The sequence below is a fragment of the Bradyrhizobium sp. BWC-3-1 genome (assembly GCF_032917965.1).
Taxonomy (GTDB): Bacteria; Pseudomonadota; Alphaproteobacteria; order Rhizobiales; family Xanthobacteraceae; genus Bradyrhizobium; species Bradyrhizobium canariense_D.
This window is the reverse complement of sequence record NZ_CP136625.1, coordinates 4,006,826-4,032,556: the sequence shown is the minus strand read 5'-3', so window position 1 is coordinate 4,032,556 and position 25,731 is coordinate 4,006,826. Positions and strand designations below refer to the sequence as shown.

At 64.1% G+C, this 25,731-nt stretch carries 27 protein-coding genes; 13 read left to right on the top strand and 14 right to left on the bottom strand.

Annotated features, from left to right (window positions below; genetic code table 11):
- Window positions 1–3: 3 nt before the first annotated feature.
- A complete protein-coding gene (locus RX329_RS19515) occupies window positions 4–846 on the bottom strand; it encodes a hypothetical protein (protein ID WP_018455247.1) in 843 nt (280 codons plus the stop codon).
- 210 nt (window positions 847–1,056) lie between these two features.
- Between RX329_RS19515 and RX329_RS19510 the strand changes: the two genes are divergently transcribed.
- The 3 genes from RX329_RS19510 to RX329_RS19500 are packed head-to-tail and all read left to right on the top strand — an operon-like array spanning window position 1,057 to window position 4,189.
- The gene (locus RX329_RS19510) at window positions 1,057–1,935 is read left to right on the top strand and encodes an IclR family transcriptional regulator (protein ID WP_085351335.1); all 879 of its coding nucleotides are present in this window, start codon (window positions 1,057–1,059) and stop codon (window positions 1,933–1,935) included.
- Window positions 1,936–1,971: 36 nt separating this feature from the next.
- On the top strand, window positions 1,972–2,946 hold the full coding sequence (locus RX329_RS19505; RefSeq protein WP_085351334.1) for a Bug family tripartite tricarboxylate transporter substrate binding protein: 975 nt from the start codon (window positions 1,972–1,974) through the stop codon (window positions 2,944–2,946).
- 22 nt (window positions 2,947–2,968) lie between these two features.
- Window positions 2,969–4,189, top strand: a complete 1,221-nt coding sequence (locus tag RX329_RS19500; RefSeq protein WP_162496376.1) for an ABC transporter substrate-binding protein — start codon at window positions 2,969–2,971, stop codon at window positions 4,187–4,189.
- 120 nt (window positions 4,190–4,309) lie between these two features.
- Here the strand turns inward: RX329_RS19500 and RX329_RS19495 are convergent, their stop codons facing one another.
- Both RX329_RS19495 and RX329_RS19490 read right to left on the bottom strand, forming a co-directional pair.
- Window positions 4,310–4,801 carry an SRPBCC family protein gene (locus RX329_RS19495; RefSeq protein ID WP_018455251.1) on the bottom strand — a complete coding sequence of 164 codons (492 nt, stop codon included), beginning with the start codon at window positions 4,799–4,801 and terminating at the stop codon, window positions 4,310–4,312.
- Window positions 4,802–4,803: 2 nt separating this feature from the next.
- The gene (locus RX329_RS19490) at window positions 4,804–5,208 is read right to left on the bottom strand and encodes an ArsR/SmtB family transcription factor (RefSeq protein WP_094183458.1); all 405 of its coding nucleotides are present in this window, start codon (window positions 5,206–5,208) and stop codon (window positions 4,804–4,806) included.
- A gap of 370 nt (window positions 5,209–5,578) precedes the next feature.
- On the opposite strand from RX329_RS19490, the gene RX329_RS19485 reads away from it, so the two are divergent.
- Window positions 5,579–6,634 carry a serine hydrolase gene (locus RX329_RS19485; protein WP_162496375.1) on the top strand — a complete coding sequence of 352 codons (1,056 nt, stop codon included), beginning with the start codon at window positions 5,579–5,581 and terminating at the stop codon, window positions 6,632–6,634.
- A 69-nt stretch (window positions 6,635–6,703) separates the two neighbouring features.
- On the opposite strand, the gene RX329_RS19480 is transcribed toward RX329_RS19485, so the two are convergent.
- Both RX329_RS19480 and RX329_RS19475 read right to left on the bottom strand, forming a co-directional pair.
- Window positions 6,704–7,525: an outer membrane protein gene (locus RX329_RS19480; RefSeq protein ID WP_085351330.1), complete on the bottom strand. Its 822-nt coding sequence runs from the start codon at window positions 7,523–7,525 to the stop codon at window positions 6,704–6,706.
- 266 nt (window positions 7,526–7,791) lie between these two features.
- Window positions 7,792–8,496: an SDR family oxidoreductase gene (locus tag RX329_RS19475; protein WP_085384467.1), complete on the bottom strand. Its 705-nt coding sequence runs from the start codon at window positions 8,494–8,496 to the stop codon at window positions 7,792–7,794.
- Window positions 8,497–8,618: 122 nt separating this feature from the next.
- Here RX329_RS19475 and RX329_RS19470 point away from each other — a divergent pair, with 122 nt between their 5' ends.
- Window positions 8,619–9,461 carry a GNAT family N-acetyltransferase gene (locus RX329_RS19470; RefSeq protein WP_085351329.1) on the top strand — a complete coding sequence of 281 codons (843 nt, stop codon included), beginning with the start codon at window positions 8,619–8,621 and terminating at the stop codon, window positions 9,459–9,461.
- An 18-nt stretch (window positions 9,462–9,479) separates the two neighbouring features.
- On the opposite strand, the gene RX329_RS19465 is transcribed toward RX329_RS19470, so the two are convergent.
- A complete protein-coding gene (locus RX329_RS19465) occupies window positions 9,480–9,920 on the bottom strand; it encodes a hypothetical protein (RefSeq protein WP_026232911.1) in 441 nt (146 codons plus the stop codon).
- Between the two features lie 282 nt (window positions 9,921–10,202).
- On the opposite strand from RX329_RS19465, the gene RX329_RS19460 reads away from it, so the two are divergent.
- Complete coding sequence (locus RX329_RS19460) at window positions 10,203–10,487, top strand: hypothetical protein (protein ID WP_018455258.1); 285 nt, start codon at window positions 10,203–10,205, stop codon at window positions 10,485–10,487.
- A gap of 52 nt (window positions 10,488–10,539) precedes the next feature.
- On the opposite strand, the gene RX329_RS19455 is transcribed toward RX329_RS19460, so the two are convergent.
- The 6 genes from RX329_RS19455 to RX329_RS19430 form a co-directional block, all read right to left on the bottom strand.
- Complete coding sequence (locus tag RX329_RS19455; protein WP_026232912.1) at window positions 10,540–10,830, bottom strand: hypothetical protein; 291 nt, start codon at window positions 10,828–10,830, stop codon at window positions 10,540–10,542.
- Window positions 10,831–10,849: 19 nt separating this feature from the next.
- Window positions 10,850–11,263, bottom strand: coding sequence for a curlin (locus tag RX329_RS19450; RefSeq protein ID WP_274535547.1), 414 nt, complete (start codon window positions 11,261–11,263; stop codon window positions 10,850–10,852).
- An 83-nt stretch (window positions 11,264–11,346) separates the two neighbouring features.
- Window positions 11,347–11,724, bottom strand: a complete 378-nt coding sequence (locus RX329_RS19445) for a curlin (RefSeq protein WP_018455263.1) — start codon at window positions 11,722–11,724, stop codon at window positions 11,347–11,349.
- A 32-nt stretch (window positions 11,725–11,756) separates the two neighbouring features.
- Window positions 11,757–12,149, bottom strand: coding sequence for a curlin (locus RX329_RS19440; RefSeq protein ID WP_085351327.1), 393 nt, complete (start codon window positions 12,147–12,149; stop codon window positions 11,757–11,759).
- A gap of 119 nt (window positions 12,150–12,268) precedes the next feature.
- Entirely contained in the window at window positions 12,269–12,670 is a 402-nt protein-coding gene (locus tag RX329_RS19435; protein WP_018455265.1) for a hypothetical protein, read from the bottom strand.
- 165 nt (window positions 12,671–12,835) lie between these two features.
- Window positions 12,836–13,495, bottom strand: a complete 660-nt coding sequence (locus RX329_RS19430) for a response regulator transcription factor (protein WP_018455266.1) — start codon at window positions 13,493–13,495, stop codon at window positions 12,836–12,838.
- Window positions 13,496–14,137: 642 nt separating this feature from the next.
- Here RX329_RS19430 and RX329_RS19425 point away from each other — a divergent pair.
- The 5 genes from RX329_RS19425 (at window position 14,138) to RX329_RS19405 (ending at window position 20,653) form a co-directional block, all read left to right on the top strand.
- On the top strand, window positions 14,138–15,565 hold the full coding sequence (locus RX329_RS19425; protein ID WP_085351325.1) for an efflux RND transporter periplasmic adaptor subunit: 1,428 nt from the start codon (window positions 14,138–14,140) through the stop codon (window positions 15,563–15,565).
- Window positions 15,562–16,287 (top strand): ABC transporter ATP-binding protein, encoded by a 726-nt coding sequence (locus RX329_RS19420; protein ID WP_085351324.1) that lies wholly within the window; start codon window positions 15,562–15,564, stop codon window positions 16,285–16,287. Before RX329_RS19425 ends, RX329_RS19420 begins: the two co-directional genes overlap by 4 nt.
- Window positions 16,284–17,507 (top strand): ABC transporter permease, encoded by a 1,224-nt coding sequence (locus tag RX329_RS19415; protein ID WP_018455269.1) that lies wholly within the window; start codon window positions 16,284–16,286, stop codon window positions 17,505–17,507. Before RX329_RS19420 ends, RX329_RS19415 begins: the two co-directional genes overlap by 4 nt.
- Window positions 17,508–17,555: 48 nt before the next feature.
- On the top strand, window positions 17,556–17,873 hold the full coding sequence (locus RX329_RS19410; protein WP_085351323.1) for a response regulator transcription factor: 318 nt from the start codon (window positions 17,556–17,558) through the stop codon (window positions 17,871–17,873).
- 914 nt (window positions 17,874–18,787) lie between these two features.
- On the top strand, window positions 18,788–20,653 hold the full coding sequence (locus RX329_RS19405) for an alkaline phosphatase family protein (RefSeq protein WP_085351437.1): 1,866 nt from the start codon (window positions 18,788–18,790) through the stop codon (window positions 20,651–20,653).
- Window positions 20,654–20,710: 57 nt separating this feature from the next.
- Here RX329_RS19405 and RX329_RS19400 read toward each other — a convergent pair whose 3' ends face one another.
- Window positions 20,711–21,283, bottom strand: a complete 573-nt coding sequence (locus RX329_RS19400; protein WP_085360898.1) for a hypothetical protein — start codon at window positions 21,281–21,283, stop codon at window positions 20,711–20,713.
- A 392-nt stretch (window positions 21,284–21,675) separates the two neighbouring features.
- Here RX329_RS19400 and RX329_RS19395 point away from each other — a divergent pair, with 392 nt between their 5' ends.
- Complete coding sequence (locus RX329_RS19395; RefSeq protein ID WP_018455274.1) at window positions 21,676–22,335, top strand: peroxiredoxin; 660 nt, start codon at window positions 21,676–21,678, stop codon at window positions 22,333–22,335.
- A gap of 56 nt (window positions 22,336–22,391) precedes the next feature.
- Here the strand turns inward: RX329_RS19395 and RX329_RS19390 are convergent, their stop codons facing one another.
- Window positions 22,392–24,122 (bottom strand): methyl-accepting chemotaxis protein, encoded by a 1,731-nt coding sequence (locus tag RX329_RS19390; RefSeq protein WP_317246332.1) that lies wholly within the window; start codon window positions 24,120–24,122, stop codon window positions 22,392–22,394.
- Window positions 24,123–24,316: 194 nt separating this feature from the next.
- Between RX329_RS19390 and RX329_RS19385 the strand changes: the two genes are divergently transcribed.
- A complete protein-coding gene (locus RX329_RS19385) occupies window positions 24,317–25,720 on the top strand; it encodes a cryptochrome/photolyase family protein (protein WP_245329524.1) in 1,404 nt (467 codons plus the stop codon).
- The last annotated feature ends 11 nt before the right edge of the window (window positions 25,721–25,731 follow it).

The window sequence follows — 25,731 nt, the reverse complement described above, 5'->3', positions numbered from 1 at the left end:
TGCTCAAGCCAGATAGCGCGTGAGATAGCCTTCCATCGCGTAGAGCGCACAAAGCGCAAGGCTCGACCACACGGCGGCGGTGAAATACAGGAACATCCAGGTCAGCTCGCCCTTCCAGTGCGCGATGTCGTGGGTCACGACCCAGCGCGTCGAGACGTCATGCAGGCCTTCGAGGAAGCCGAGCAACCGGTTGCCCTCTTCATACCCTGCCCGCCAGCGGCTGAGATACATCGGCACGTCGACGGTGACGAGGAAGGCCAGGAAGCAGGCGATGCCGACGATGCCGGCAATCAGCGCCCAGCGCACCGGCCCCTGGAATTCCGGCATCAGCCGGCACAGCGCGATGCCCGCGAGGAAGAATGTCACCGCCCACAGCGAGTTCTCGATCGCGTTGAAAAGGAAGTTTGTCGTCACCACCGCATACCAGGAGAAGCACTCCGCGATGATGATGATGGGCACGATCACCCACGCGATGTTCACAACCGTCTCGGCGCCCGTCATGGTCCCGAGTTGATGCAGGATGACCGCCCATTGCGCCGCGAAGCACAGTTCGGCCACGGTCGCGACCGTGCGGCCGACGAAGACGCTGGAGAGCCAGGTGTCGAACAGACAGATGCGCTGCACGTCGGCGCGCGGCAGGAACGAGCGGAAGGCGCAGCCGAAGACATAGCCGGCGCAGAGCAGGAACATCAGTCCGATGTCGGAGCCGCCACTGATGCTGCCGGCGGACGTGGGATAGAACGCGCGGTACAGCATGAACCAGGCGAGAATGTTGGCAGCACTGACCAGCGTCAGGGACCCCCACCACCACGCGAGGGGATTTGTCCGCGCCTGCCACTGCAACATGAATCGCTCCGCTGTAATCGATATGACATTCAGTCGTAATAATCCTGTCACAACAACCCACGGAATCACGACGAGAATCTGTGTGCGGCGGAGCTCGTCGCGCACATTTTATCCGCACGGGCAACGCCGCCGCGTGTCCGGATAGTGGACACAAAATACAATTTTATGAATCTATTGGACAACCGCCCCGACCGGGTTCATTAATCCTGGATGGCCAAAACCGCGTCCAAACCGATCCGCGCCTCCTCGTCCGCTGCCGCCGTGCTGGCGGACAGCATCGACGACGCCGCGTTCGCGACGACGCTGGCAAAGGGTCTCGTGGTGCTCGAAGCGTTCAAGGCGGGAGCGACGCAGCTCGGCAACATGGAGCTGTCGACGCTGACCGGGATTCCGCGTCCAACGGTGGCGCGGCTGACGCATACGCTCGCCGAGCTCGGCTACCTCCGCTACGATTCCGAACGCGCCAAATATCGCGTCGGCGCGCGCGCCCTTCGCATGGCGCATCCGCTGCTCGCCGACATGCAGTTCCGCCAGGTCGCGCGGCCCATGATGCAGGAGCTCGCGCAAAGCGTGCGCGGCACGGTCTCGATCGGCCTGCTCGATGCGACCTCCATGATCTATGTCGAGACTGCGCGCTCCGGCGACGTCGGCCCGCACGTCCCCGACATCGGCATGCCCATTTCCGTGGTGATGACGGCGATGGGCCGTGCCGCGGCGGCGACCTTGCCGCAGGCCGATGCCGCGCTGCTCGAAGAGCGCATTGCAAGCGAGGATACCGAGCTGTGGTTGGCCTTCCGCGAGACATACCGCGCCGGCCTCGCACAATGCATCAGCCGCGGCTTCTGCACCTGCTTCGGCGAGTACATCGCCTCGATCCATGCCGTCGCCGCGCCGCTGTTTCATGCGCGTGAGGCGAAGCAGGCCTTTTCGATCAATTGCGGCATCCCCGCATTCCGGCTCCAGCCCGGCCAGCTGGAGGGCGAGATCGGCCCGCGCATTGCCGCTCTTGCCGACAGCATCCGCACCATGATTGGGGCGGCACCGGCGACCGAAACACAAAAGCAGAACAAGAAGAGCGCCAGGCGATGAACAAGACAATCGGCGCTCCACCATCGGGAGGCCACCATGACCATCACACGGCGAACATTTTTGGGCACCCTCGCTCTTTCGATATCCGGACTTCCATTCGCCGCACGCGCTGAGGACGCCTGGCCGTCGCGTATGGTGCGGCTGATCTCGCCTTACGGGCCCGGCGGCTCCAACGACATCTCGCTGCGGCTGCTGGCCGAAGAGTTCGGCCGCAACCTGCACCAGCAATTCATCGTCGAGAACAAGCCGGGCGCCGGCACGCGCATCGCCAACGACACGGTCGCGCATGCGCCGGGCGACGGCTATACCCTCCTCTATGTCGCGGCCCCCTATGCGACCGCCGAAGCGCTGTTCGGCAAGCTGACCTATGAGCGCAAGGATCTGCAGCCCGTCGCCATGGCTGTGATCGCGCCACTGTTCCTGATCATCAGCGCGGACGCGCCGTTCAAGACGCTCCCCCAATTGATCGCCTACGGCAAATCGAAGCCGGATGGCCTGACCTTCGCCTCGCCCGGCGCCGGATCGCAGCCGCATCTTGCCGGCGAACTCCTGTTCAGGGATGCCGGTGTCAAGGGGCTCAACATTCCCTTCCGTGGCGATGCGGCGTCCTACACCGAGCTGCTCGCCGGCCGCGTCGATGCCACGCTGACGGCGCTGCCGACCGCACTGCCCTACATCCAGAGCGGCAAGTTCATCGTGCTCGGCGTCGCCTCGGCCGAACGCAGCGCGCTTTACCCGCAGGCGCCGACCCTGCGCGAGCAGGGTTTTCCCAACGTGGCCGCGGCCGGCTGGTACGGCTTCATGGCGCCTTCGACGACGCCGCGGGCGATCGTCGACAAGCTGCAGGCCGAAGTCTTGCGCGCGCTGGCCGAGCCGGCGATCAAGGACAAGCTGACGGCCCAGGGCCTCGAAGTGCGCGCGGGCACCGCGGCCGAATTCGGCCAGTTCATCGACAACGAAACAAGAAAGTGGACCGGGCTGATCCGCGAGGCCGGCCTCAAGGGCGAGTGACAGTCACGAACAGGGAATGGAAATGAAAAACGTACTTCTCAAACGTGTCGCGGCAGTCGCGATCCTTCTCGCGCTATCGATCCCGGCGGCACAGGCCCAGAAGAAATACGATCCCGGCGCATCCGACACCGAGATCAAGGTCGGCCAGACCGTCCCGCTCAGCGGGCCGGCCTCGGCCTATGCCGTCATCGGCAAGACCCAGGCCGCCTACATGAAGATGATCAACGACCAGGGCGGCGTCAACGGCCGCAAGGTCAATCTGATCCAGTATGACGATGCCTATTCGCCTCCGAAGACGGTTGAGCAGACCCGCAAGCTTGTCGAAAGCGACGAGGTGCTGCTGACCTTCCAGATCATTGGCACGGCGCCCAATGTCGCCGTGCAAAAATATCTCAACGCCAAGAAGGTCCCGCAGCTCTTCGCGGCAACGGGCGCGGCGCGTTTCACCGATCCGAAGAACTTCCCCTGGACCATGGGCTTCAATCCGTCCTACCTCGTCGAGGGCCGGATCTACGCGCAATATCTTCTGAAGAACCATCCGAACGCCAGGATCGGCGTGCTCTATCAGAACGACGATCTCGGCAAGGATTACCTCGCCGGCTTCAAGGCAGGTCTCGGTGACAAAGCGAAGATGATCGTCGCCGAGACGTCCTACGAGATCACCGAGCCGACCATCGACTCGCAGATCCTGCGGTTGAAGGATGCCGGTGCCGATGTGCTGTTCAGCGCCACCACGCCGAAACAGGCCGCGCAGGCGATCAAGAAGGTGGCCGAGATCGGCTGGAAGCCGCTGCACATCATCGACATCAACGCCTCCTCGGTCAGCGCGGTGCTGAAACCTGCCGGACTCGACAACGCCAAGGGCGTCGTCAGCGTCGGTTATGTCAAGGATTCAGCCGATCCCGAATGGAAGGACGATCCCGGCATGAAGCGATATCTCGCCTTCATGGCCAAGTACTACCCGGAGGGCGACAAGGATTCGAACCTGAACGTCTACGGCTATATCACCGCGCAGCTGCTGGTGCAGGTGCTGAAGCAATGCGGCGACGATCTCACGCGCGAGAACGTGATGCGCCAGGCCGCCAGCCTGAACAACATCGCACTCGACCTGACGCTGCCGGGCATCTCGGTGACGACGACGCCGACGGACTACCGCGTCAACAAGCAGTTCCAGATGGTGCAGTTCGACGGCCAGCGCTGGCAGAAACTCGGCGACATCGTCACGGACGACGCGAAGGAATGAAGCGCCCCTCATCCCGAGGGGCGCGCGCCTTGAAGAATGAAGGCTTCACCAATGGTCCTCGTGCTTCGAGGCGGCCGCTCCGCGGCCTCCTCCGCATGAGAGAGGAAGTGGCTGCTCGCCCTACCTCTTCATCCCACTCACATAGGCCGCGAGCTTGTCGAGTGTCTGGTAGCCGTATTCGACGGCACCGAAGTTGATCATGCCGTCGCGCTGCGCCGCGCTCGACGCCAGCTGCCGCATCATCAGAACCGTCTTGCCGTTGCTCTGCTCGGCGAAGGTGACGGTGAAACGGAACATTCCGGGATCCTCGTCCTGGTCGGTACCGTGATCCATCTCCATCAGCGACGGCCGTTCGATGCGGCGAAAGCGCATGCGGTTCGGGTAGACCGTGCCGTCCGGGCCGATCATGTTGAAGCGCCAGACGCCGCCGACCCGCACGTCGATCTCGAAGGTCTCGAGCTTGAAGCCCTTCGGGCCGAACCATTGCGGCAGATGCTTCGGGTCGGACCACGCTTCGAACACCAGATCGCGCGGCGCGTCGATCACGCGCGACATCACGATCTCACGGTCGAGCGACCATTGCGACAGAGCGGGATTGGCAGAATTCGTCATCGTCAGGAACCTTTCCGTCTGGTTGTCTTGTCGATCGGCTTGTTACTTGTCTTGGTCGCCCGTTTGGCAGCCGCCCGCTCTTTCTTCAGCTTCATTACATAGGTTTCGAAGCGATCGAGCCGCGCCTCCCAGATCGCACGCTGGTGCTGGAACCAGTCCTCCGCAGTGAGGAGCGCGTCAGGACTGAGGCGGCAGGTGCGCACGCGGCCGGATTTCTCCGACAGGACGAGACCGCTCGTCTCCAGCACATGGATGTGCTTCATGAAGCTCGGCAGCGCCATCGCGAAGGGATCGGCGAGTTCGCCGACCGACGCCTCGCCGGCGCAGAGCCGCATCACGATCGCCCGCCGGGTGGGATCGGCAAGGGCCGCGAAAACCTGATCGAGCCGGGATAGTTGGTTAGCCATGGGGCTAACTATAGGGCTGCCATGATCTCGCGTCAACAATTGTTAGCCAATTAGCTAAGTTAATTTTGCCGACTGGTAGCCTGGATGAAGGGAAGCGTAATCGGGGCCGCTCGCTCGGCTGCGGCACTTTCCGGGTTGCGCTTCGCTCCATCCGGGCTAACGGACCATTCGCGCGGAACCCACCACGCGCAATCGTGAATAGGGAGGATCGGCCCTTCCCACTACAAGAGACTGGGGGCGCATCGAATCTTGCGCCAGAGCCGTGTCGTCTGTTGTCACCTCATCGTATCTCACCCGACGGGCGCTCGCCCGGGCCGCGCTCGTTCCCCTTGCGCTTGCATGGCCGCGCGGGGCCGCCGCGGATTCCGACATGATCGCGCAGATGCGCGACATCGTTGCGAACGAACTGACGCCGACCGCGACGCCGGACCAGCCGGGCGGTCTCGCCGCTGCACTTTATGCCGGCAGCCATGTCGAGTACTTCAATTACGGCTTTGCCGACAGCGCCACGCGAAGGCCGGTCACGCCGGACACGCTGTTCAACCTCGGTTCCCTACGCAAGCCGTTTGAGGCGACGCTGGTTGCGCTCGGCACCCTCCGCGGCGAACTGCGGCTCGACGATCGTCTGGCGAAATATCAGCCGGAGCTCACCGGCGACTATGTTCGCCGCATCACTGTCGGCGAACTCGTCACGCACACCTCAGGCATGCTGCTGCCGACCGATCATCCGCCGTGGCCGAGCGACACGTTTTCCCGCGCGCAGCTCATCGACATGTTCAACAGCTGGAGACCGCAAGCCGGCGAAGCGCCCGGCAAGCAGCGCGTCTACAGCCACGCCGGCTACGTGCTGCTTCAACTCGTGCTCGAGCGCTGTTACGGCGCTCCGATCGCAACCCTGTTTGAACAACACATCCTCAAGCCGATCGGCATGGATGCGACCTCCGTGCCCGAACGCGGCGAGGACAGCCGTGCCGTCATGGACGACGCCTGGATGCAGCTCGCGGTCCAGGGCTACTCGGATCAGGGCATGGCAATCGGCCCCATCGGCAACCAGCAGAGTTATTTTGATTTCCCCGGCACCGGCCAGATGTTTTCTTCGCCGCGGGATCTCGCCGCATTCGTTGCGGCCTGCGTCGATGGGCGGTCGACCGAGCCTCACTTGCGCGAGGCCCTGCGGATGACGCAGCACGAGATTTTCCGCGTCGACGACAAGTTTGGGCAGGGAATGGCCTGGGAGACGGTGCGTCTGCCGGGCGTCACCGTCGTCGACAAGCCGGGTGGGCTCAACAACGCCTCTGGCTATATCGGCCTGGTGCCGGCGCAGCGGATCGGGATCGTCCTGCTCGCCAATCGGGGCGAATATCCGCACGAGATCGCGCGCTACAGGATCCTGCCAGCATTGGCGCATCTGGTGGCATCGCACTGAGTCCGCCTAGCGAAAAACAGAAAGCCCCGGCTAAGCCGGGCTTTCCACGCCAGGTCGGAACGGGAATGCTCAGTACCTGGCAACGACGGGTCCGCCGAACTTATAGTTCACGCCGACGCGCACGATGTTCGATTTGAGATCGACCGAGTGGGTGAAGACGTTGGTCGGAAACGCGCCGCCAAGCAGATTGGTGCTGGTCACGGTGCTGCGTCCGAGGTCGACGTAGAGATATTCCGCCTTGAGCGACCAGCCACCGCCGAAGGCATATTCGGTGCCGACACCTGCGGTCCAGCCCAAGCGTGTGTCGCGGAACGCGGCCGACTCAGTCGCCGCAGCGAACGTGTCCACGAAGTTGAAAATGCCCTTCACCTCGGCGATCGCCGCACCGCCGGTGGCGTAGAGCAGCCAGGTCGGAGCAGCGAGGAAACCGATGCGGCCGCGGATGGTGGCGAGCCAGTCGGCCGAGACCGACGACGACACGGTGAAGCCGGTCGGTGCGCAGCACGGATAGAGCGCCGAACCCGTCGCACTGCCCTTGAAGCCGAAATAGTTGATATCGCCTTCCAGGCCGAGCACGGCGTTGTTGAGTTGCCAGTTATAGCCGGCGGTAAGACCGCCGGTGACGCTGGAGCTGTTGACACGCTGGGCGCCGACTGCAGCAATCGCGGTAACACTGGTGTCCGCGAAATAGCCGGCGGGATCGAACGCGGTCGAGGTGGCCGGATCGGCGCTGCCCCATTGCCCGCCGACATTGCCGCCGACGTAAAAGCCGGTCCAGCTGTAGGCCGTCGCCATCATCGGCGCCTTGGTGTAGTGCGCCGCGAGGTCGGCCGCCTGCACGGATGCGGAGCCCAAAACAACCGCGGCAACCGCCAGCAAAAACTTCTTCATTCCAGTCTCCTTGCCCCGCGCGATTGATCTCGCGTTTCGAATGCGCGGGCGGAAGTTGTCCGGCGCAGATTGGGCATAGGCTGCCGGTCCCTCGCCGTCTTGGGCTGCGGCGAAGTTCATAGGGACTGTGACGTAGCGTGAGCCGTGCGGCACGCGAACGCGTGACGGGTGTGACTGGAGGGCCACGCGTCATCCCTCCTCCGTGACGCGCGACGCACACCACTGTCGCATCGCGACAACCCGCGCGCGATCCGACGCTCCGCGTCTCAGACCGAACGCGTCAGTCCGCCGTCGACGCGGATGTTCTGTCCCGTGATATAGGCCGCGCCATCGGACGCCAGGAACGAGATCGTCGCGGCGATCTCCTCGACCTTGCCGTAGCGCCGCATCGGCACGCTGTCGCGGCGTGCATCCAGCTGCGGCAGGCTGTCGATCCAGCCCGGCAGCACATTGTTCATCCGGATGTTGTCGGCGGCATGGGTGTCGGTGAAGATCTTCGTGAAGGCGGCGAGGCCAGCGCGGAACACCGCAGAGGTCGGAAACATCGCGCTCGGCTCGAACGCCCAGGCGGTCGAGATGTTGATGATGGCGCCGCCCTTCTGCGTCTGCATGATCGGCATCACCAGCCGGGTCGGACGGATCACGTTGAGCAGATAGGTGTCGAGGCCGGTGTGCCACTGCTCGTCGGTGATCTCGGTGATCGCCGCCCGGGGCCCATGGCCCGCGCTGTTGACGAGCACGTCGATGCGTCCCCATCGGGCAAGCGCCCCGTCCACAAGCCGCTTCAGATCGTCGTTCGACTTGTTGGAACCGGTGATCCCTAACCCACCGAGCTCGGCTGCCAGCGCCTCGCCCTTGCCGGAAGAAGACAGGATGGCGATGCGAAAGCCGTCGGCTGCGAGCCGGCGCGCAGCCCCTGCCCCCATGCCGCTGCCGCCGGCGGTCACGAGTGCGACCTTCTCTGCTGCCATCTCTGCTGCCATGAGCGATCATCCTTTGTGATATCGTGGAGGCGAGCCGTGGGCCCGGCCTATCATGAGGCCTTCTACCGCCGGACCGGCCGGAAGGTCCACCGTCGAAGGCGACTTGAAAGATGAGCGATTTGGAGATCCGCAATTTGCGCCCCGAGGAGATCGCCATCGCCGTCGACTGGGCCGCGGCCGAGGGCTGGAATCCGGGCCTCTCCGACGCCGCCTGTTTCGCGATCCCGGACGCGAAGGGCTTCTTCGTCGGCGAGATCGACGGCGAGCCGGTCGCGACCGTCTCCTGCGTCAACTACGACGATCGCTTCGCGTTTCTCGGCTTCTACATCGTGCGATCGGGTTTTCGCGACAGAGGCCACGGCCTGCGCATGTGGAACGCGGCGATCGCGCATGCGGGCGCTCGCGTGATCGGCCTCGACGGCGTCGTGGCACAGCAGGACAATTACAGAAAGTCCGGCTTCCAGCTTGCTCACGCCAATGTCCGCTATGGCGGCTTCGTCGCCGCGCCATCGAGGCCGCCCGCCGATGTCGTTGCGCTCGACACGATCCCGCTCGCGCTCGTTGAAGCCGACGATGCAACGGTTTTTCCGGCTCCGCGCAGTGCCTTCCTGCGTGCCTGGATCGGCACATCAGGACATGTCGGGCGCGCGCTGCTGCGCGACGGCAAGCTCGCTGCATGGGGCGTGATCCGGCCGTGCCGGATCGGCCGCAAGATCGGCCCGCTCGTCGCCGACGACCGCGCGGCGGCGGAAGCGATCGTGCAGGCCTTGCTGGAAAGCGCAAACGGCGGCGAGATCTTCCTCGACGTCCCCGCCGTCAATCGCGAGGCGATTGCGCTTGTGGAATCACTCGGGCTGAAGCCGGTGTTCGAGACGGCGCGGATGTACACGGGGCCGATCGCGCCGCTGCGGACCGACCGCGTCTTCGGCGTGACCAGTTTTGAGCTGGGCTAGCTGAGCCGAACTCGCTGCTCAGTAGCAGCGCATGATGTTGACGGTGTGCTCGCCGCCGCCGCGGCCGGGCACAGTGACCTGCTCCGTCGGACAGCTCGGCACGTAGGGCCGGTCTGACGGCACCACGTTGGGCGGGAAGCGATGCGTCCAGTCCCAGGGAACGTCGTACGTATAGGTGTAGCGCACGTCGCTGGAGACGGGTTGGGCGGTCTCGGCGAAAGGCTGGCCGTAGCCAGCATTGTCATAGTAGAACCCGCCGCCGCCCGGCCAGTAGACCCAGGGCGTGTTGCGGCCACGGAACCTGGCGCCCGGCGCAATCGGCGGACGCGCCGCCGGACCGGAAGGCGTGGCGGCATGCGCGACGGTGCCACCGGGCCTGGCAAAACCGACGCTGGGGGCAAGGAGCAGCGCGGCTGCGCTGAGCGAGGCGAGCAACGCCCCAAATGATCTCGACATCATGATACGCACCAACTCGTTTGGCTTCGCGAATAGCGGCTCCCCACCGCACGCTAGGCCGGGCTGTCGCCCACCCGCAAACGTATAATTAATTATTGGTTAAGGCACGGGATGAACAGGGAACAAGCTGCGGCAAGACGCCCGGGATTCCGGCTGATGTCGCTCGTGTTCCCGGGAAACGGACTTCATAACCAGTTGATCGGAGTTGATCGCTTCGGCCGACAACACCCGGAACGCTCCCGCACTGCGGTCGTTGGCTCCCGACACCAGCAAGGAGCATCTCCAATGCAGAACAAATCGAAACTCCTCTGCCTGATCACGGCTTCCCTCGTCGCGGGCACGACGGCCGCCTCGGCCCAGGGCTATGATTGGAACGGATCCCGCGCGGGTTGGGATCGCACCGCCCCCGCTTACCAACCGGTTCAGCCACGCGCGTACTATCCTGATGTGGCCGGACCTTACAGTGCGCTCAACGGCACCAACCATCCCGCGCCGAGCTCGACGCAGGGCGATGTCGGCCCGGAGGGCAACAACAACGGCACCCTGACCGGCGTCTATCGCAGCTGGTAACGCCCGCTCACGATGAGCCCATCGTCCATCACGGACGATGGGCCTTCGTGCGTCAGCGGCCCTGCTGCTTGCGTAGCCAGTCCAGCATGTCCTGTGGATTTCCGGTGCTCTGCGTCACAATGGCGGTGTTGCCGCCGCTGCGACGATAGACCATCGTGCGCCCAGGCTCCTTCTCGATCTTGACCTCAGCCTGCGCCGGATCGCCGCTCTGGGTGATGACGGATGTGCCATTCTCGTCCTGAACCATTGTGGTATGGCCGTCACCTGACTCGCCAGCTCCGGCCGGCCCGGCTGTCATCGCCGTCATGATGCTCATTCCTGCTGCAAGTACGATGAACCTCATGTTGCACCTCACCTTCTGATCACCGGCTGAACTGAAATATCGACAGCCAGTTGAAGCGCCCGAATTGTCGCACCGTTCCCGTGTTCATATCGCCGATCTGGAGCAGGAGGGCATTGGTGGAATTGCCGACCTGAGTGATATCGGCGATGTTGCTCACGCCCGACTGACCGATCGCCAAATTGGTGGTGCCACCCACCTGGATCACATCGACATAATTTCGCGTGCCGTTCTGGATGATCGTCGCATCGACCGTTCCCGTGCCACCGATCTGGATGACACGCGCAATATTGATGCTGCTGTTCTCCTCGATCGTGACCGGCTGGACGTCGTTGCCGAATTGCACGATCGTTTCGATGCTCACGTTGCGGTTCGTCACGCCGCGCTGGACGGATCCGGCGGATGCCTCGGACGCGACGCTGACGGCGGCGAGCAATGCCGCCAATGCCAGGAGCAGTCTACCGCATATCATTGCCTTGCCCCCATTGCATTTCTGACGACGCTGAGGTCGCGCCAAACTCAATGGCTATTCTGGACAACAGTCGCCGAGTTGAACGCACCGAACTGGGACAGGAAACTGCTGGTCGACTGGCCGGCCTGGCCGACAAACGCGACATTGTTCACGCCCGCCTGCCCGACCGATGCCGACGTCGTCCCGCCGAATTGCAGGATTCCGGTCGCGTTGTTCGTGCCGTTTTGAGTGACGGTCGCGCTGGTGCTGCCGCCTATCATGAACACGCCGGCCATGTTGAGTTGACTGTTCTGGTTCAGCACGACCGGCGGGCCGCCGAGCGACACGATGGTCTTGATGTCGGCGGTCTGGGCACCGGCCGATCCGGCGCCTATGCAACACAAGGTGAGAAACGCGCCGCAGGCGGCGCCGGAAAAATGTCTCATGACATGCCTCGCGACTGAAAATGGATTTGCGATCAAGGAGTCTGCTGCAAAATCGCCGAGCCGTTCAGGATTCCGAGCTGTCCGACGGCCGCCGCGTTGTTCGCGCCGATCTGGCCGATCAGGCTCGAATTGGAGCCACCGGCCTGGCCGAGTAACGCGGTGTTGGACGCCGTCGCGGTGGTGCCGCCCTGCCCGATCACTGAGGTGTTGACGGTCAGGAGCGAGCCCGTCTGCAGGGTGGTCGCAGTATTGGTGGCGCCGAACTGCATCGTGGTGGCGCTGTTGTTGGTGCCGCCACTCTGCGAGATGAAGGAGTTGTTGGTGGTGCCGAATTGCAGCACGGTGGCCGAGTTGCCGGCCTGGGCATCGACAGCGGTCAGCAAGCCGAACGCGACGATCGTGGCAACGAGATATTTTTGATGCATGACATTTCCTCCGCGAAAGTCGGCGGACAAGCTCTCACCGAGTCGTCCCGCCCGAGGCGGTGCTTTCAAGGATGGCGCGGACGCGCCGCAGATGACGCGTCCGGCCAAACGGGGCTGGCTTAGTGCGCCGTCTGCGAGACGGTGCTGCTGTTGACGCCGAACACGCTGAGTTGTCCGACGGCGGCGGCGTTGTTCTGAAGCGCGGCAGGCCCGAACGAGTTCTGGGTAATCGCGCTGCCGTTGTTGCCGAACGCCACCTGGCCGGTCGTCGCCGAGTTCTGCACGCCGACCTGGTTGACCGTGCTGCCGTTGTTGAGGGAGGCCGCGCTGGTGCCCTGCATCGTGGTCGCGCTGTTGATGATGCCGAGCTGGCTGGTTGACGAGCTGTCGTTGGTGAGGCCCTGCTGCGAGACGCTGGAACCATTCACGACGCCCACTTGCACCGTGGTCGCAGTGTTGGCGGCCTGCGCGGCGGAGGAGAGGGCGAGCACGGCAACGGAAGCAAAAAACAATTTGCGCATGGAATATCCTTTCTGGCTAAGATCTCTGACTGGGTTCGGATGCCGTCTTGGAGGAGGCCGACATCGCAGGACCGACTTTGAACCGATCGTGCTGCGTGCGACAGACTGCAGTTCATGCTAATCGGTACGGACTAGACGTTGCGCGGCGCCTTGGTGCCTGCGGCACTAGCTGTACGGTTGTCCCGTGCCGGTTCGTGTCGTCTCTTCTTCGCGTCCCATGCTGTCGACCAACCGCACCACCTCGATCGGCGAGCGAAGCTCCAGCTTTCGCATCATCCTGGTGCGATGGACCTTGGCCGTCACTTCGCTCACCCCGAGCCTCGCCGCGATCTGCTTGGCGACGAGACCTTCGGCCATCAACAGCATGATCTCCCGCTCCCTCGCCGTCAGCGTCTCGACGCGCTGGCGCGCTTCGCGCACGCTATCTTCGCGTTCGAGCCGCCTGCGGTCGCGCTCGATGCCGTGCCTGATCGCGTCGAGGATCTCCTGTTCGCGAAAGGGTTTTGGAAGAAACTCGACTGCGCCGCGCTTCATGGCCTCGACCGAGACGCGGACGTCGGAATGGCCGCTGATGAAGACGATCGGGATAAGCACGCCCGTCTCGGCGAGCCGGCGCTGAAGCTCGAGGCCGGTCGGCGCCGTGCCGGGAAAGCGGACGTCGAGCACAAGGCATGAAGGCCCGCCGGAAATAGTCTCCCCGAGAAACTCGTCGGTCGACGCAAACAATTTCACCTGATGCCCGGTCTCCTCACAGAGACTTCCTATCGCGGTTCGAATCTGGATCTCGTCGTCAATGACATAAACTGTGGCTTGGCCTGAACTCATGGAAACGCGCTCCCGGATTGGGGCTCGATGAACAAGCAACGAGCCATCCATTCTTCTTGCAAGCGAGATCAAGGTGCTTGGATGAATTCGCGGGGATCGAGCGAGTCGCTCCGATCCGCCGCTTCGACGTCTTAGGCCCAACACCCGTTCAATACGAGTGAAGGTGTTCACACATCGGGTTTCGTGATTGCGGGGATGCGCCCTCGCGACCTGCGGCATCATGGCGAGGCGCGAAATCGGCAATGCTGCGATTGGGAATGCGACGACCGGAAACGCGACGATCTGGCGTGGGAACTTCGGTATCGCCGAGTGCGTCATGGCGTCGCCACCCACGTGCCGACTTGAACGCCGGGCGCTGGCCGCTTCGGCCAGAGCAGACGAGACGTTCAGTCAGCTTGTCGAGTTCGATACCGCGCGCGTCATATCGATACGCTCCGTATGCATTTCGGGCAAGTCGTGAAAAATAGCACCCGCGGACTTTACTTCTGGATCATCAAGCGCACCCGACCGTCGCCCCGGCAGCGGCGACACACTGACGATCGCCTGCGTTTTTCAAGATTTACAACCATAGCGGGTTTACAACCATAGCGCGATCTCTGCCTTTGCCGCCAACGATGCCATTTCAAGAGGCGGGTTTTTGATATGCGATTTGTGCCAGTTATTGCCTTGCTCGGCACTGCATGTGGCCTCGCCGCGGTCTACGCCGCGGGGCCGGCCGTCATCACCGACGCGGCCGGGGCCGCGGCGCAGAAGGCGGCCCTCGCCTACGCATCGAGCCAACGGCTGCTCAGACCCGTGGGGCTGGAAGCACGGAGCTTCGGATCGGACGCCCCCGTATTCCGCTTCGCCTCAATCCAGCGCGGCAGCATCGAGCAGACCATCACCGTCACCGGAGCCCTGCAGCCGGTCAAGACGATCGAGGTGGGTTCCCAGCTGTCCGGGCAGCTCGCCCGGGTCTATGTCGATTTCAACGACACGGTCAGCAAGGATCAGCCGCTCGCCCTGATCGATCCGCGCAGCTTTGCGGCCAAGGTCGACGAAGCCCGGGCCTCTCTGGCCGTTGCCAATTCTCTGGTCGACGTCGCACGGGCCAAGCTCGATCGCACCAGGATCGATCTGCAAAACGCAAGGGGTAGCCGGGACGTGCTCGCTGCCAAGCTCGAGAGCGCCCAGGCGGTCAAGAGCTCGGCGCAAAAGACCTTGCAGCGGAAGCAAGCGCTCCAGTCGCAAAACGTGGTGGCCACGACGACGGTCGACGACGCGCAGACGGAGTTCACCGCACGTCTGGCCCAGGAACGCGAGGCCGAGGTTCTGATGTCCCTCAACTCCTATGCGGTGGATGGGGCGCAGGCCGACGTCCGCCGGATCGAGGCGGAATTGCAGCAGGCACGCATGGCCGTGCCGGAAAAGGCGGCCGTTCTCGCTGCGGCCCAGGCCGATCTCGACCGCACCGTGATCCGCTCGCCGATCGATGGCGTCGTCGTCGGCAGGTTCGTCAACGAGGGCCAGACGCTCGCGGTCGGACTGGAATCGCGCACCACGTTCGTGGTCGCGCATCGACTGGAGGACATGGAAATCCACGCGCAGGTCGACGAAGCCGATATCGGACGCATCGCCCCCGACCAGCGCGCGCATTTCACGGTGGATGCCTACCCGGACCGTCGCTTCGAGGCGGTGGTGCGGCAGGTGCGCAAGGCACCGCAGAACCAGCAGCACGTCGTGACCTACACCGTCGTCCTGGCCACCTCCAATCTCGACGGCGCGTTGCTGCCCGGCATGACCGCCCTGGTAAAGATCGTGATCGAGCGGCAGGACGACGTGCTGAAAGTGCCGCTTGCTGCATTGCGCTTCCAGCCCTCGGGCACGCGGCCGGACGCCGCGGCGCGCAGCGCCGTGTGGGCGCGCACCGCCAGCGGCTCACTCCGGCGTATTCCGGTGACCGTCGGCGCGGCCGGCACCGAACAGGTCGCACTCAGGAGCGGAGACCTCGTCGAGGGCAGCCAGGTCGCCGTGGGTCAGGCCATCCGGCCGGCCGGCATGGAATTTCTCGGCATAAGGTTCGGATCATGACGGCCCTCCCGCCCCTCATCAGCCTGCAGTCGGTCTCCAGGACCTATCGCGCCGACGGAGTAGCGGTGACTGCGGTGCGCAATGTCAGCTTCGACATCGAACGAGGCGAGATCGTCGCCGTGATGGGACCCTCGGGCTCCGGAAAATCGACGCTGATGAACATGATCGGGCTGCTCGACCTGCCGAGCGAGGGCGCGCTCTATCTCGAGGGAGCCGACGTCGCCGATCTCTCGGAAAACCACCGGTCGTCCCTGCGCGCCCGCAGCATCGGCTTCGTGTTCCAGTCCTACAATCTGCTCGCTCGCCACAATGCGATTGAGAACGTCGCGCTGCCGCTGGTCTATTGCGGCATCAGCCGCAAGGAGCGTCTGGCCCGCGCCGAGCAGAGCCTGGAGGCCGTCGGCATGGTGCACCGGGCCCACCACTTCCCGCGACAGCTTTCGGGCGGTGAGCAGCAGCGCGTCGCGATCGCGCGCGCCCTGATCGCCTCCCCGCTGATCGTGCTCGCCGACGAGCCGACTGGCGCGCTCGATAGCCGTACCGGCGCCGAGATACTGGCCCTGTTCGCCGCGCTGAACCGGACCGGCCAGACCATCGTGATGATCACGCATGACCCCGGCATCGCGACCCAGTGCCGGCGCACGATCCGCCTGCACGACGGCGAGCTCGTCGCGGACGAAACGCTGGTCCCGATCCTGCCGAAACGGAACGCTGCGCCATGACCATGCTCCAGGGCTTTCAGATCGCTTTGCACGCCTTGCGCCTGAATCCGTTGCGCAGCATCCTCACCATGCTCGGCATCGTGATCGGCGTCGCCTCGATCGTGACGGTGTTTGCGATCGGATCCGGCGCGCAGCTTCGCCTACAGGAGCAGATCCGGTCAATCGGCGCCAACGTGCTGATGATCAACCCCGGCGCGGTCTACCAGGGCGGCGTGCGTCTCAAGGATGGCAGCAAGCTGACCATGACCGAGAGCGACGTGCAGGCGATCCTCGAGCAGATCCCCGAGATCCAGGCAGCGGCCGGTTCGATTGCAGGAACGGCCCAGGTCATTCACGAGAGCAAGAACTGGAACACGACCATCAACGGGACGACGACCGGGCACTTCATGGTGCGCGACTGGCAGCTTGCGACCGGCCGCTATTTTTCCGGCAGCGAGGAGGCAGCAGCCGGCAAGGTCGTGATCCTCGGCAGCACGGTGGCGCATGAGCTGTTCGCGCCCGGCGAAGACCCGATCGGCGCACAGATCAGGATCATGAAGGTGCCGCTCGAAGTGGTCGGCGTTCTCGATCGCAAGGGACCGGCGCAGGACGACGTCGCCTTCGTGCCGCTCACCACGGCCAAGCTGCGCTTCCTCGGCAGCGCAAGCAACATCAACCGGGATTCGGTCGCCTATATCATCGCCAAGGTGGCCGCGGACGGACAGATGGCGGGGGCGCGAACGGAGATCGAAAACCTGCTGCGGCAGCGCCACCGTATTCCCGCTGGCCAGGAGGACGACTTCAAGGTCCAGGATCCGGCCGCCGCCATGGAAGCGCAGCAGGGAGCGATCCGCACCGTCGCGCTCCTGCTCGTCGCCATCGCCTCGGTCTCGCTGCTCGTTGGCGGCATCAGCATCATGAACGTCATGATCGTTTCGGTCACCGAGCGCACGCGCGAGATCGGAATCCGCCGCGCGCTTGGCGGGCGGATGCGGGACATCCGTCTTCAGTTTCTCTGCGAGGCCCTCGTGCTCTGCCTGCTCGGCGGCGCGATCGGCGTCGGTGCCGGCGTCACGCTCTCGATGACGGTCGCTCGCATGGCAGGATGGATCACCTCGATCGACGGTCAGGCGATCGGCCTTGCCCTCGCCTTCTCGATCGCGACCGGCCTGATCTTCGGCTTTTATCCCGCCCACAAGGCATCCAAGCTCAGCCCGATCGAGGCACTCAAGACGGAGTGAGAACATTCTGGGGTGTTCGCATCGACCAAAGGCCACGAAGGAGCAGTTATGAGTCGGGATCCGAAACATTCGATCACACCAACGCCGCGCGAGCGGGACCTGATGATGCTGATCGCACGCGGAATGCAGAACAAGAACATCGCGTACGAGCTCAAGATCTCGGAGAACACGGTGCGGGCGCATATCGGCAACATCATGCGCAAATACCGCCTTCAGAACCGGACCCAGATCGCGATCATCTTTGCCCTGCGGGCGGCGCCGCCATCGCTTCGCCGCAACCTGGCCAATGGCGGCCGCAATTCCACGACGGCCGCGCCGGCCAAGGCGGTCGCTCAGAATACGCCGGTGCCGACGGCACCGGATTGACCGCTCGGCCACAATCCCTTGCGTCATTTCTGGCGAAACACCCAAGTCCGGGGTCGACGCAACGGCGACAAAATATTTCTCTTTATTAGAATTCGGATTTTTGTTAGGAATTTCTCAACCCGGCCCAAGGAAGAGGGGCGTATCGCGATCGTCACGAACGCGGGCCGGACGGCGGTGGACGTTAGTCACATCGGCGCGAATGGCTTCGCAGGGCGGCTAACCGTGAGCGAAGGCGTCGCGCACACGACCGGTGCGATCGGCGTACGGCAAAATCGTGTGGTCCTGACGCCCGGGGTCTGTGCGTCAAGCGTTGCGGTGATGTGGGTTGCCCAACCGGGCACACGCATCAGCCATCCGCAAGGCGACGGGGGCAATAGTGCATCGCTCCCCGGGGAGAGCACGACATAAGCCGTAAAGCCACTGCGCAGGGAAGGCCGGATGTTGGGCTTCACCTGTATGCCGCTGTGCATTGTTCTTACGACAATCTCGCACAGTGGACCGCGGGTGCCAGCCGGCACCCGGTCTTCCCTGCGCCCTCTTTCATTTTGAGGGTGAGGCGACCAAGCAAAGCTCGGGCGAAATGCGCCGCGAGAGGGCGAAGGTGTGTCTGCCACTCGGAATGCGAATCGAAGCGCGACGCTGCCAGCCACTCACTCCGTCATTGCGAGCGCAGCGAAGCAATCCAGTCTGCCGCCGGGGAAAGATTCTGGATTGCTTCGCTGCGCTCGCAATAACGATGCTGAAGCAGCGCGTGCCGACACCGCGATCTCGTGCCGCCGGACGCCGCGCAGAGCGGGGCCCCTGTCCTTCTTTACATGGCGCTCCGCTCTTGTAACAAAACCGTCATGCAGCGAAACTAAATGAAGCCGGGGGCCGCGGTTGGCGGCCAAGCCGCCTCGCAGGGAGAGATTTTGATGCGCCGTTCGCTGGTGTTGCTGTCAGCCGGACTGACAGTGTTGTCCGCAGGATTTTCGACCGGACCTGCCTCCGCAGAGAACAACACGCCCGGTAACCTGATCCTGTTCATTCCGGACGGTCTGCGGGCGCTGAAGGTCACGCCTGAGACCGCCCCCGCAATGGCCGAAATCCGCGACAAGGGCGTCAACTTCAAGAATTCGCATTCGCTGTTCCCGACCTTCACCATGGCCAACGGCTCGGCGATGTCGACCGGCCATTATCTCGGCGATACCGGCGTGTTCTCCAATACGATCTGGACCAACTACACCTCGGTACCCGCCGGCGACACCGTGGTCCCCTTCATCGAGAACGACGCCGTGCTTGGCGACATCGACGAGCATTTCAAGGGCGACTACCTCAACGAGGACACGATCCTGAAATTGGCCCGCGACAAGGGCTACAGCACCGCCGCGCTCGGCAAGCATGGTCCGACCTATCAGTTCGACCACACCGACAAGCCCGAAAAGGCCGGCCTGCATTCGGTCGTGTTCGACGATGCGACCGGCGGCAAGAACGGCGTGGCGCTGTCGGACGAGGTCAAGGCCGCTCTCACCAAGGCCGGCCTGCCCCTCGCCACGCCGCCGCGCGGCGACAACTCCAAGGCGGGCGATGCCAAGACGCCCGGCACCACGGCGGCCAACGTCGCGCAGCAGGCCTATTTCGCCGACGTCGCGGCCAAGGTCGTGCTGCCGATGTTCAAGGCGCGCAACAAGCCGTTCGTGCTGGTGTTCTGGTCGCGCGACCCCGATGGCAGTCAGCACAACACCGGCGACAGCCTCAACCAGATCATGCCCGGCATCAACGGGCCGACCTCGATGGCCGGCATCAAGAATGCCGACAACAACCTCGCCCAGCTCCGCAAGGCGCTGGACGAGCTCGGCCTTGCCGCCACCACCAACATCATGGTCCAGGCCGACCACGGCTTCTCGACCATCTCCAAGGAAAGCAAGACCAGCCTCTCGGCCAAGGTCAGTTATGACGACACGCCGAAGGACTTTTTGCCGATGGGTTTTCTGGCGCTCGATCTGGCGAAGGCGCTCGACCTGCCGCTGTTCGATCCCAACGACAAGAACGCCAAGGTCGAGGGCAACAAGCATCCCAAGGCCGGCAACGGCGTGCTCGGCAAGGATCCGGAAAAGCCCGATCTCGTCGTCGCCACCAATGGCGGCTCTGACCTGATCTATTTGCCGACCAAAGACAAGAAGCTGGCGGCCAAGACCGTCAAGCTGCTGCTTGAGCAGGATTACGTCTCCGGCCTGTTCGTCGATGACTCGCTCGGCCGCTTCCCCGGCACGCTGCCGCTGTCGAGCATCAACCTGCGCGGCAAGGCGGCGACGCCGACGCCGGCGATCGTGGTCAACTTCCGCTCCTATGCCAGCGATTGCGGCGAGGCGCCGACCAACTGCTCGGTGCAGGTCGCCGACACCGTGCTGCGCCAGGGCCAGGGCATGCATGGCAGCTTCAGCCGGGGCGACACCATGAACTTCATGGCCGCGATCGGTCCGGACTTCAAAGCCGGGTATGTCAGCGAGATCCCGGTCAGCAATGCCGACGTCGGCATGACGGCCGCTCAGCTCCTCGGTCTGCGCGCTTCTCAGAACGGCGGTCTCGTCGGCCGCGTGATGTCGGAGGCGTTGTCCAACGGCATCGTGCCGAAGGCCTACAAGGGGGTCGAGAAGTCGAAGAAGTCCGAGAACGGCCTGCAGACCGTGCTGAACTTCCAGCGCGTCGGCAGCCAGCGCTATTTCGACACGGCCGGCTTCCCCGGCCGCACGCTCGGGCTGGAGCCGGACGCCGGCAAACAAAAAACGGCGGGGAAATAACCCCGCCGTTCAAATGCGTCCTTCGTGAAAGGCGCAGAATTTTACATGCCCAAAATCTTACATGCCGATGTCGAACACGTTCGGCAATTGGCCCGCCAGAGGCAGCGCGGTGGCGCCCAGGAAGGTCGCCACCATCGCCATCAGGCGACGGTTGTTCTGGCGCTTGCCGCGCATCTGGCCGGCGATCCACTCCAGCATTTCGCTGTTGACCTTGGAGGCATAGGACGGCGCCCAGCTCTCGATGTCGGACTCGGCCGACAGCGCCACGCTGCGCGGCGGCACCTTCAGGCCGGAGGCGCTCGCCGCATAATGAGCTACCGCCTTGGCGAGCAGGTCGTCGAACCGGCCGCCATCGGTGCGCTCGGTGGCGGCTTCGTTGATCTCGAACAGCACTTCGGCCTCAGTGCGGCTGACCGGCTGGTCGTTGACGGCCGTGGCGGTGAGGATGCGGGCGCACCAGGCGGTGTCATCGGCATCGAGCGAGCGGGAGAAGTGCACCCTTCCCTTGGTGGTCGGGCCTTCGCCCGTGATCACGCCGTCGCGCACGATGGTCAGTGCATGGGTCGAGGTATCGCGGCAGGATGGTTCGAGGGACGGTGACTCAACAGACTTATGCGCAGCGGCAGACATAGTTCACTTCCAGATTTCTTCTGATCGGCCAGCATTTTCATGCCGGCGTAAAGGGGTGGTTAATGATTCGGCACCGGGATCGCGACTCTTTGAGATAGTTGCCAATTGGTCGCTGTCAGGACCATTTTGGTTCTGGCGAGCGCCGGGCGAGCGTGATGGAAGTCATAAAAGGCTTTCTCGGGGCAATCACGCCCGTATAGCCCCGGTGGAGATGTTTCGCCGCGGGCGCGGCTGTAACAAAAAGGTGCTAGGAAATCAGGCCTTCAAAGAAGGAATTCACATTTTACTTGAAGCGGTTCAGTTAGCGTTCACTTGGGATCGCGGAGACCCTATAATGGCCGCGACGGTCAAAGATGAATTCGCAAGTAAATTCAATAACATGAGGTAGAACCATGACACTTCCGATTGGCACCACCGCCCCCGACTTCGAAGCCGAGACCACCGAAGGGAAGATCAAGTTCCACGACTGGATCGGCAATAGCTGGGCGCTGCTGTTCTCGCACCCGAAGGACTTCACACCGGTTTGCACGACCGAGCTCGGCGCGCTGGCCAAGCTGAAGCCGGAATTCGACAAGCGCGGCGTCAAGCTGATGGGCCTCTCGGTTGATCCGGTCGACCGCCATTCCAAATGGTCGGAGGACATCAAGGAGACGCAAGGCGCGGCCCCGAACTATCCGATGATCGGCGACACCGATTACAACGTCTCCAAGCTCTACGGCATGCTGCCGGCCGCGATTTCGGGCGATCCCCTCACCCGCACGGCCGCCGACAACCAGACGGTCCGCAACGTCTTCATCATCGGGCCGGACAAGAAGATCAAGCTGGTGCTGGTCTATCCGATGACGACGGGTCGGAACTTCCAGGAGATCCTCCGCGTGATCGACTCGCTCCAGCTCACCGCCAAGCACCGCGTCGCGACCCCGGCCGACTGGTCGCAGGGTGACGACGTCATCATCGCGGGCTCGGTCTCCAACGACGAGGCCAAGACGATCTACCCGCAAGGCTGGAAGGAGCCGAAGCCCTACATCCGGATCGTGCCGCAGCCGAAATAACGGAACTGTCATTCCGGGCGATGCGTCAGCGCCGCCCGGGACGACGATGTTAGCTCTTACGCCGCGCGCACGCGTTCGAGGAAGCCCTCGACCTCGGCCTTCAGATGCAGGCTCTCGCCCGACAACGCCTGAGCGGAAGCAAACATCCGGCTGGACGTCTCACCGGTCTCGTTCGCACCCTCGGCGGCCTGACGGACGTTGACGGCGACATCGGCCGTGCCCGATACCGCCGCGCGAACGCTGGCGACGATGTTTTGGGTCGCGCTCTTCTGCTGCTCGACCGCCGCCGAGATCGAGCCCGCGATGCCGCTGATGCGCTCGATGGTCTGGCTGATCGCCTTGATGGCGACAACCGATTCCTCGGTCGCAAGCTGCATGCTGGCGATCTGGTTCGAGATCTCGTCGGTCGCCTTGGCAGTCTGGCCGGCGAGCGTCTTGACCTCCTGGGCCACCACCGCAAAACCGCGGCCGGCATCGCCCGCGCGCGCGGCCTCGATGGTCGCGTTCAGTGCCAGCAGGTTGGTCTGCTCGGCGATCGAGGTGATCAGCTTGACGACATCGCCGATGCGCGCGCCCGCCTCGGAGAGCTGCGCGATGCGCTGATCGGTCGCCTCGGCCTGCCGCACGGCCTCAGCGGAAATGACGTTCGATTCCTGCACCCGCCGGGTGATTTCGGAGATCGATTGAGACAGCTCGTCCGAGGCCGACGCCGCCGAACGCACGTGCTCGGAGGCGCTTTCGGAAGCTCCGGCCGACCGCGCCGACCGATCGGCGGTGGAGCGCGCAGTGTCGGTGAGCTGCCGCGCCGTCCGCTCGAATTCGCCTGACGATGTCAGCACCTTGTCGAGAATGCCGCCGACACCGCCCCGGAACTCCTCGACGAAATTGCGCAGCTCGGATTTGCGCTGCTCGGCGGCCGCAGCCGAAGCGGCCGCCTGCTCGCTGCGCATCCGCGCCCGCTCCTGCGAATTGCTCCTGAACACCGCGACCGTGCGGGCGATCTCGCCGAGCTCGTCGGCGCGATTCTCGCAATCGATCTCGACGTCGCTCTGGCCTTCGGCGAGCGCGGTCAGCGAGCGCGTCACTGAGGTGAGCGGCTTGGTGACGCGGCGGACGACCAGCAAGGTCAGAACCAGCACCAGCAGCGCCGCGAGCCCGGCGGCGATCGCCATGCTTTCGATGGTGTGGGCCAGCATGCTCTCGAATTGGGCCATCGGGATGCCGACATAGAGGATGCCGGCGACCTTGCCGCTGGCGTCGGCGATCGGGAAATAGGCGGTCATGAAGGACTTGCCGAACAGGGTGGCCGGGCCCTTGTAGGCCTCCCCACGACGCAGCAGCGCCTGCGCCGGATGATCGGCGGCAAGCTGGGTCCCGACGGCGCGGTCGCCATTTTCCTTCTTCACGTTGGTCGACCGCCGCACGAACTGCCCGCTCGCATCGTCGAACACGAACAGGGTCGCGTTGCCGCCGACATAGGACACCGCGCGATCGACGATGGCGTGATCCCTAAAGTCCGGCATCTTGGGAATCTCGGCGCGCGCCACCGCGCCATCCCGCATCGTGATCTTCGCATCGGGAACGATTTCGGCAAAGGCCAGGGCCAGCGTCCGCAGGCTAACCTCGATGTCGCGGAGCGCGCGATCGTTGAAAGCGGAGCTGAGCGACCAATAGCCGGCGCCAACCACGAGCGCCGTATTCATGGCGATCAGCAACACCGCGCACAGGAGCGCCTTGGTGCCAAGTTTGAATTGCGGCAGAAACTTCGCCGTTGCACGATTAGACATGAAGGGAATGACTCCTGTAATTCCTGCATATTCGTGCAAGCGGCTTACGGTCACATTAACGGCGGTTCCAATCGCCGCCCCCGCGACATGCTTGCCAAATCGTTAACGAGGACGCCCTGACCACGCCCAGAACTACGCTAAGGACTACGCCAAGCGCTCCGTCCAGCATCGTCTGGTTTCGCGACGACCTCCGCCTGTCCGACCACCCCGCCCTCCGCGCTGCCGCCAAGAACGCTGCGAAGACCGGCGCGCCGGTGATCTGCCTCTATGTGCTGGACGATGCGGCCGGGCGAGCGCCGGGCGCCGCGGCGCGTTGGTGGCTGGCGCAGTCACTGCGGGCGCTCGGCGCGGACATTGCCACCCGCGGCGGATCGCTGATCCTGCGCAAGGGGCCGGCAGCCAGGGTGATCGCGGAGGTGGCGCGTGAGAGCGGAGCCCGCACGGTCCACTGGAACGGGATCGCACAGGCGCCGCATCAGGCGATTGAGCGGCAGCTCGAATCCGCGCTGGCAAAGATCGGCGTGGACTCGCAATGTTTCCCCGGCGACCTGCTCGTTCCGCCCGCGGTAATCCGCAACAAGGAAGGCCGCGGCTTGCGCGTGTTCACGCCATTCTGGCGGCGCGTGCTGGCGCTCGGCGATCCGCCAAAGCCCCTGCCGGCGCCGAAGGACCTGCGTCCTGCGCCGACGGTCGCCAGTGACACGCTGGAGACCTGGAAGCTCGAGCCTGGCAAGCCAGATTGGGCCGGCGGCCTGCGCGAGACATGGACCCCGGGCGAAGCTTCCGCCCGCGCTCGCCTGCGCGACTTCCTCAAGCACACCGCACAAGGCTATGTCGGCGATCGCGACCGCCCGGACCGAGAGGGCACCTCACGCCTGTCACCGCATTTGAGGTTCGGCGAGCTCAGCCCGCGCCAGGTCTGGCACGCCGCGCGGTTCGCCGCGGCGGAAAATCCCGCGATCGGACCCGGCGTCGACAAGTTCCTGAGCGAGCTCGGCTGGCGTGAGTTCTGCCGGCACCTGCTGCACGACCACCCCAATCTTGCAACCGAAAACCTGCAAGCGAATTTCGACGGCTTCCCATGGAAGCCCGACGCCAAGGCGCTCTCCGCCTGGCAGCGCGGCCGCACCGGCTATCCCATCGTCGACGCCGGCCTGCGCGAGCTCTGGCACACTGGCGTGATGCACAACCGGGTGCGAATGGTCGTCGCCTCGTTCCTGGTCAAGCACCTCCTGATCGACTGGCGCGACGGCGAAAGCTGGTTCTGGGACACGCTGGTCGATGCGGATGCCGGCAGCAATCCCGCCAACTGGCAGTGGGTCGCCGGCTGCGGCGCCGACGCGGCGCCTTATTTCCGCGTGTTCAATCCGGTGCTCCAGGGCGAGAGGTTCGACCCGGATGGAGCCTATGTGCGACGCTGGGTGCCCGAGTTGAAGGATGTGCCACCCGAGCTGATCCATCAGCCCTGGCAGGCGACACCGATCGAGCTTGCGAGCGCCGGCGTCACGCTCGGCAAGAGCTATCCGCATCCGATCGTCGATCATGCCAAGGGACGAGAGCGCGCGCTCACCGCCTACGCAAAGATCCGCAAAGGTTGAGCGTTGCTTTG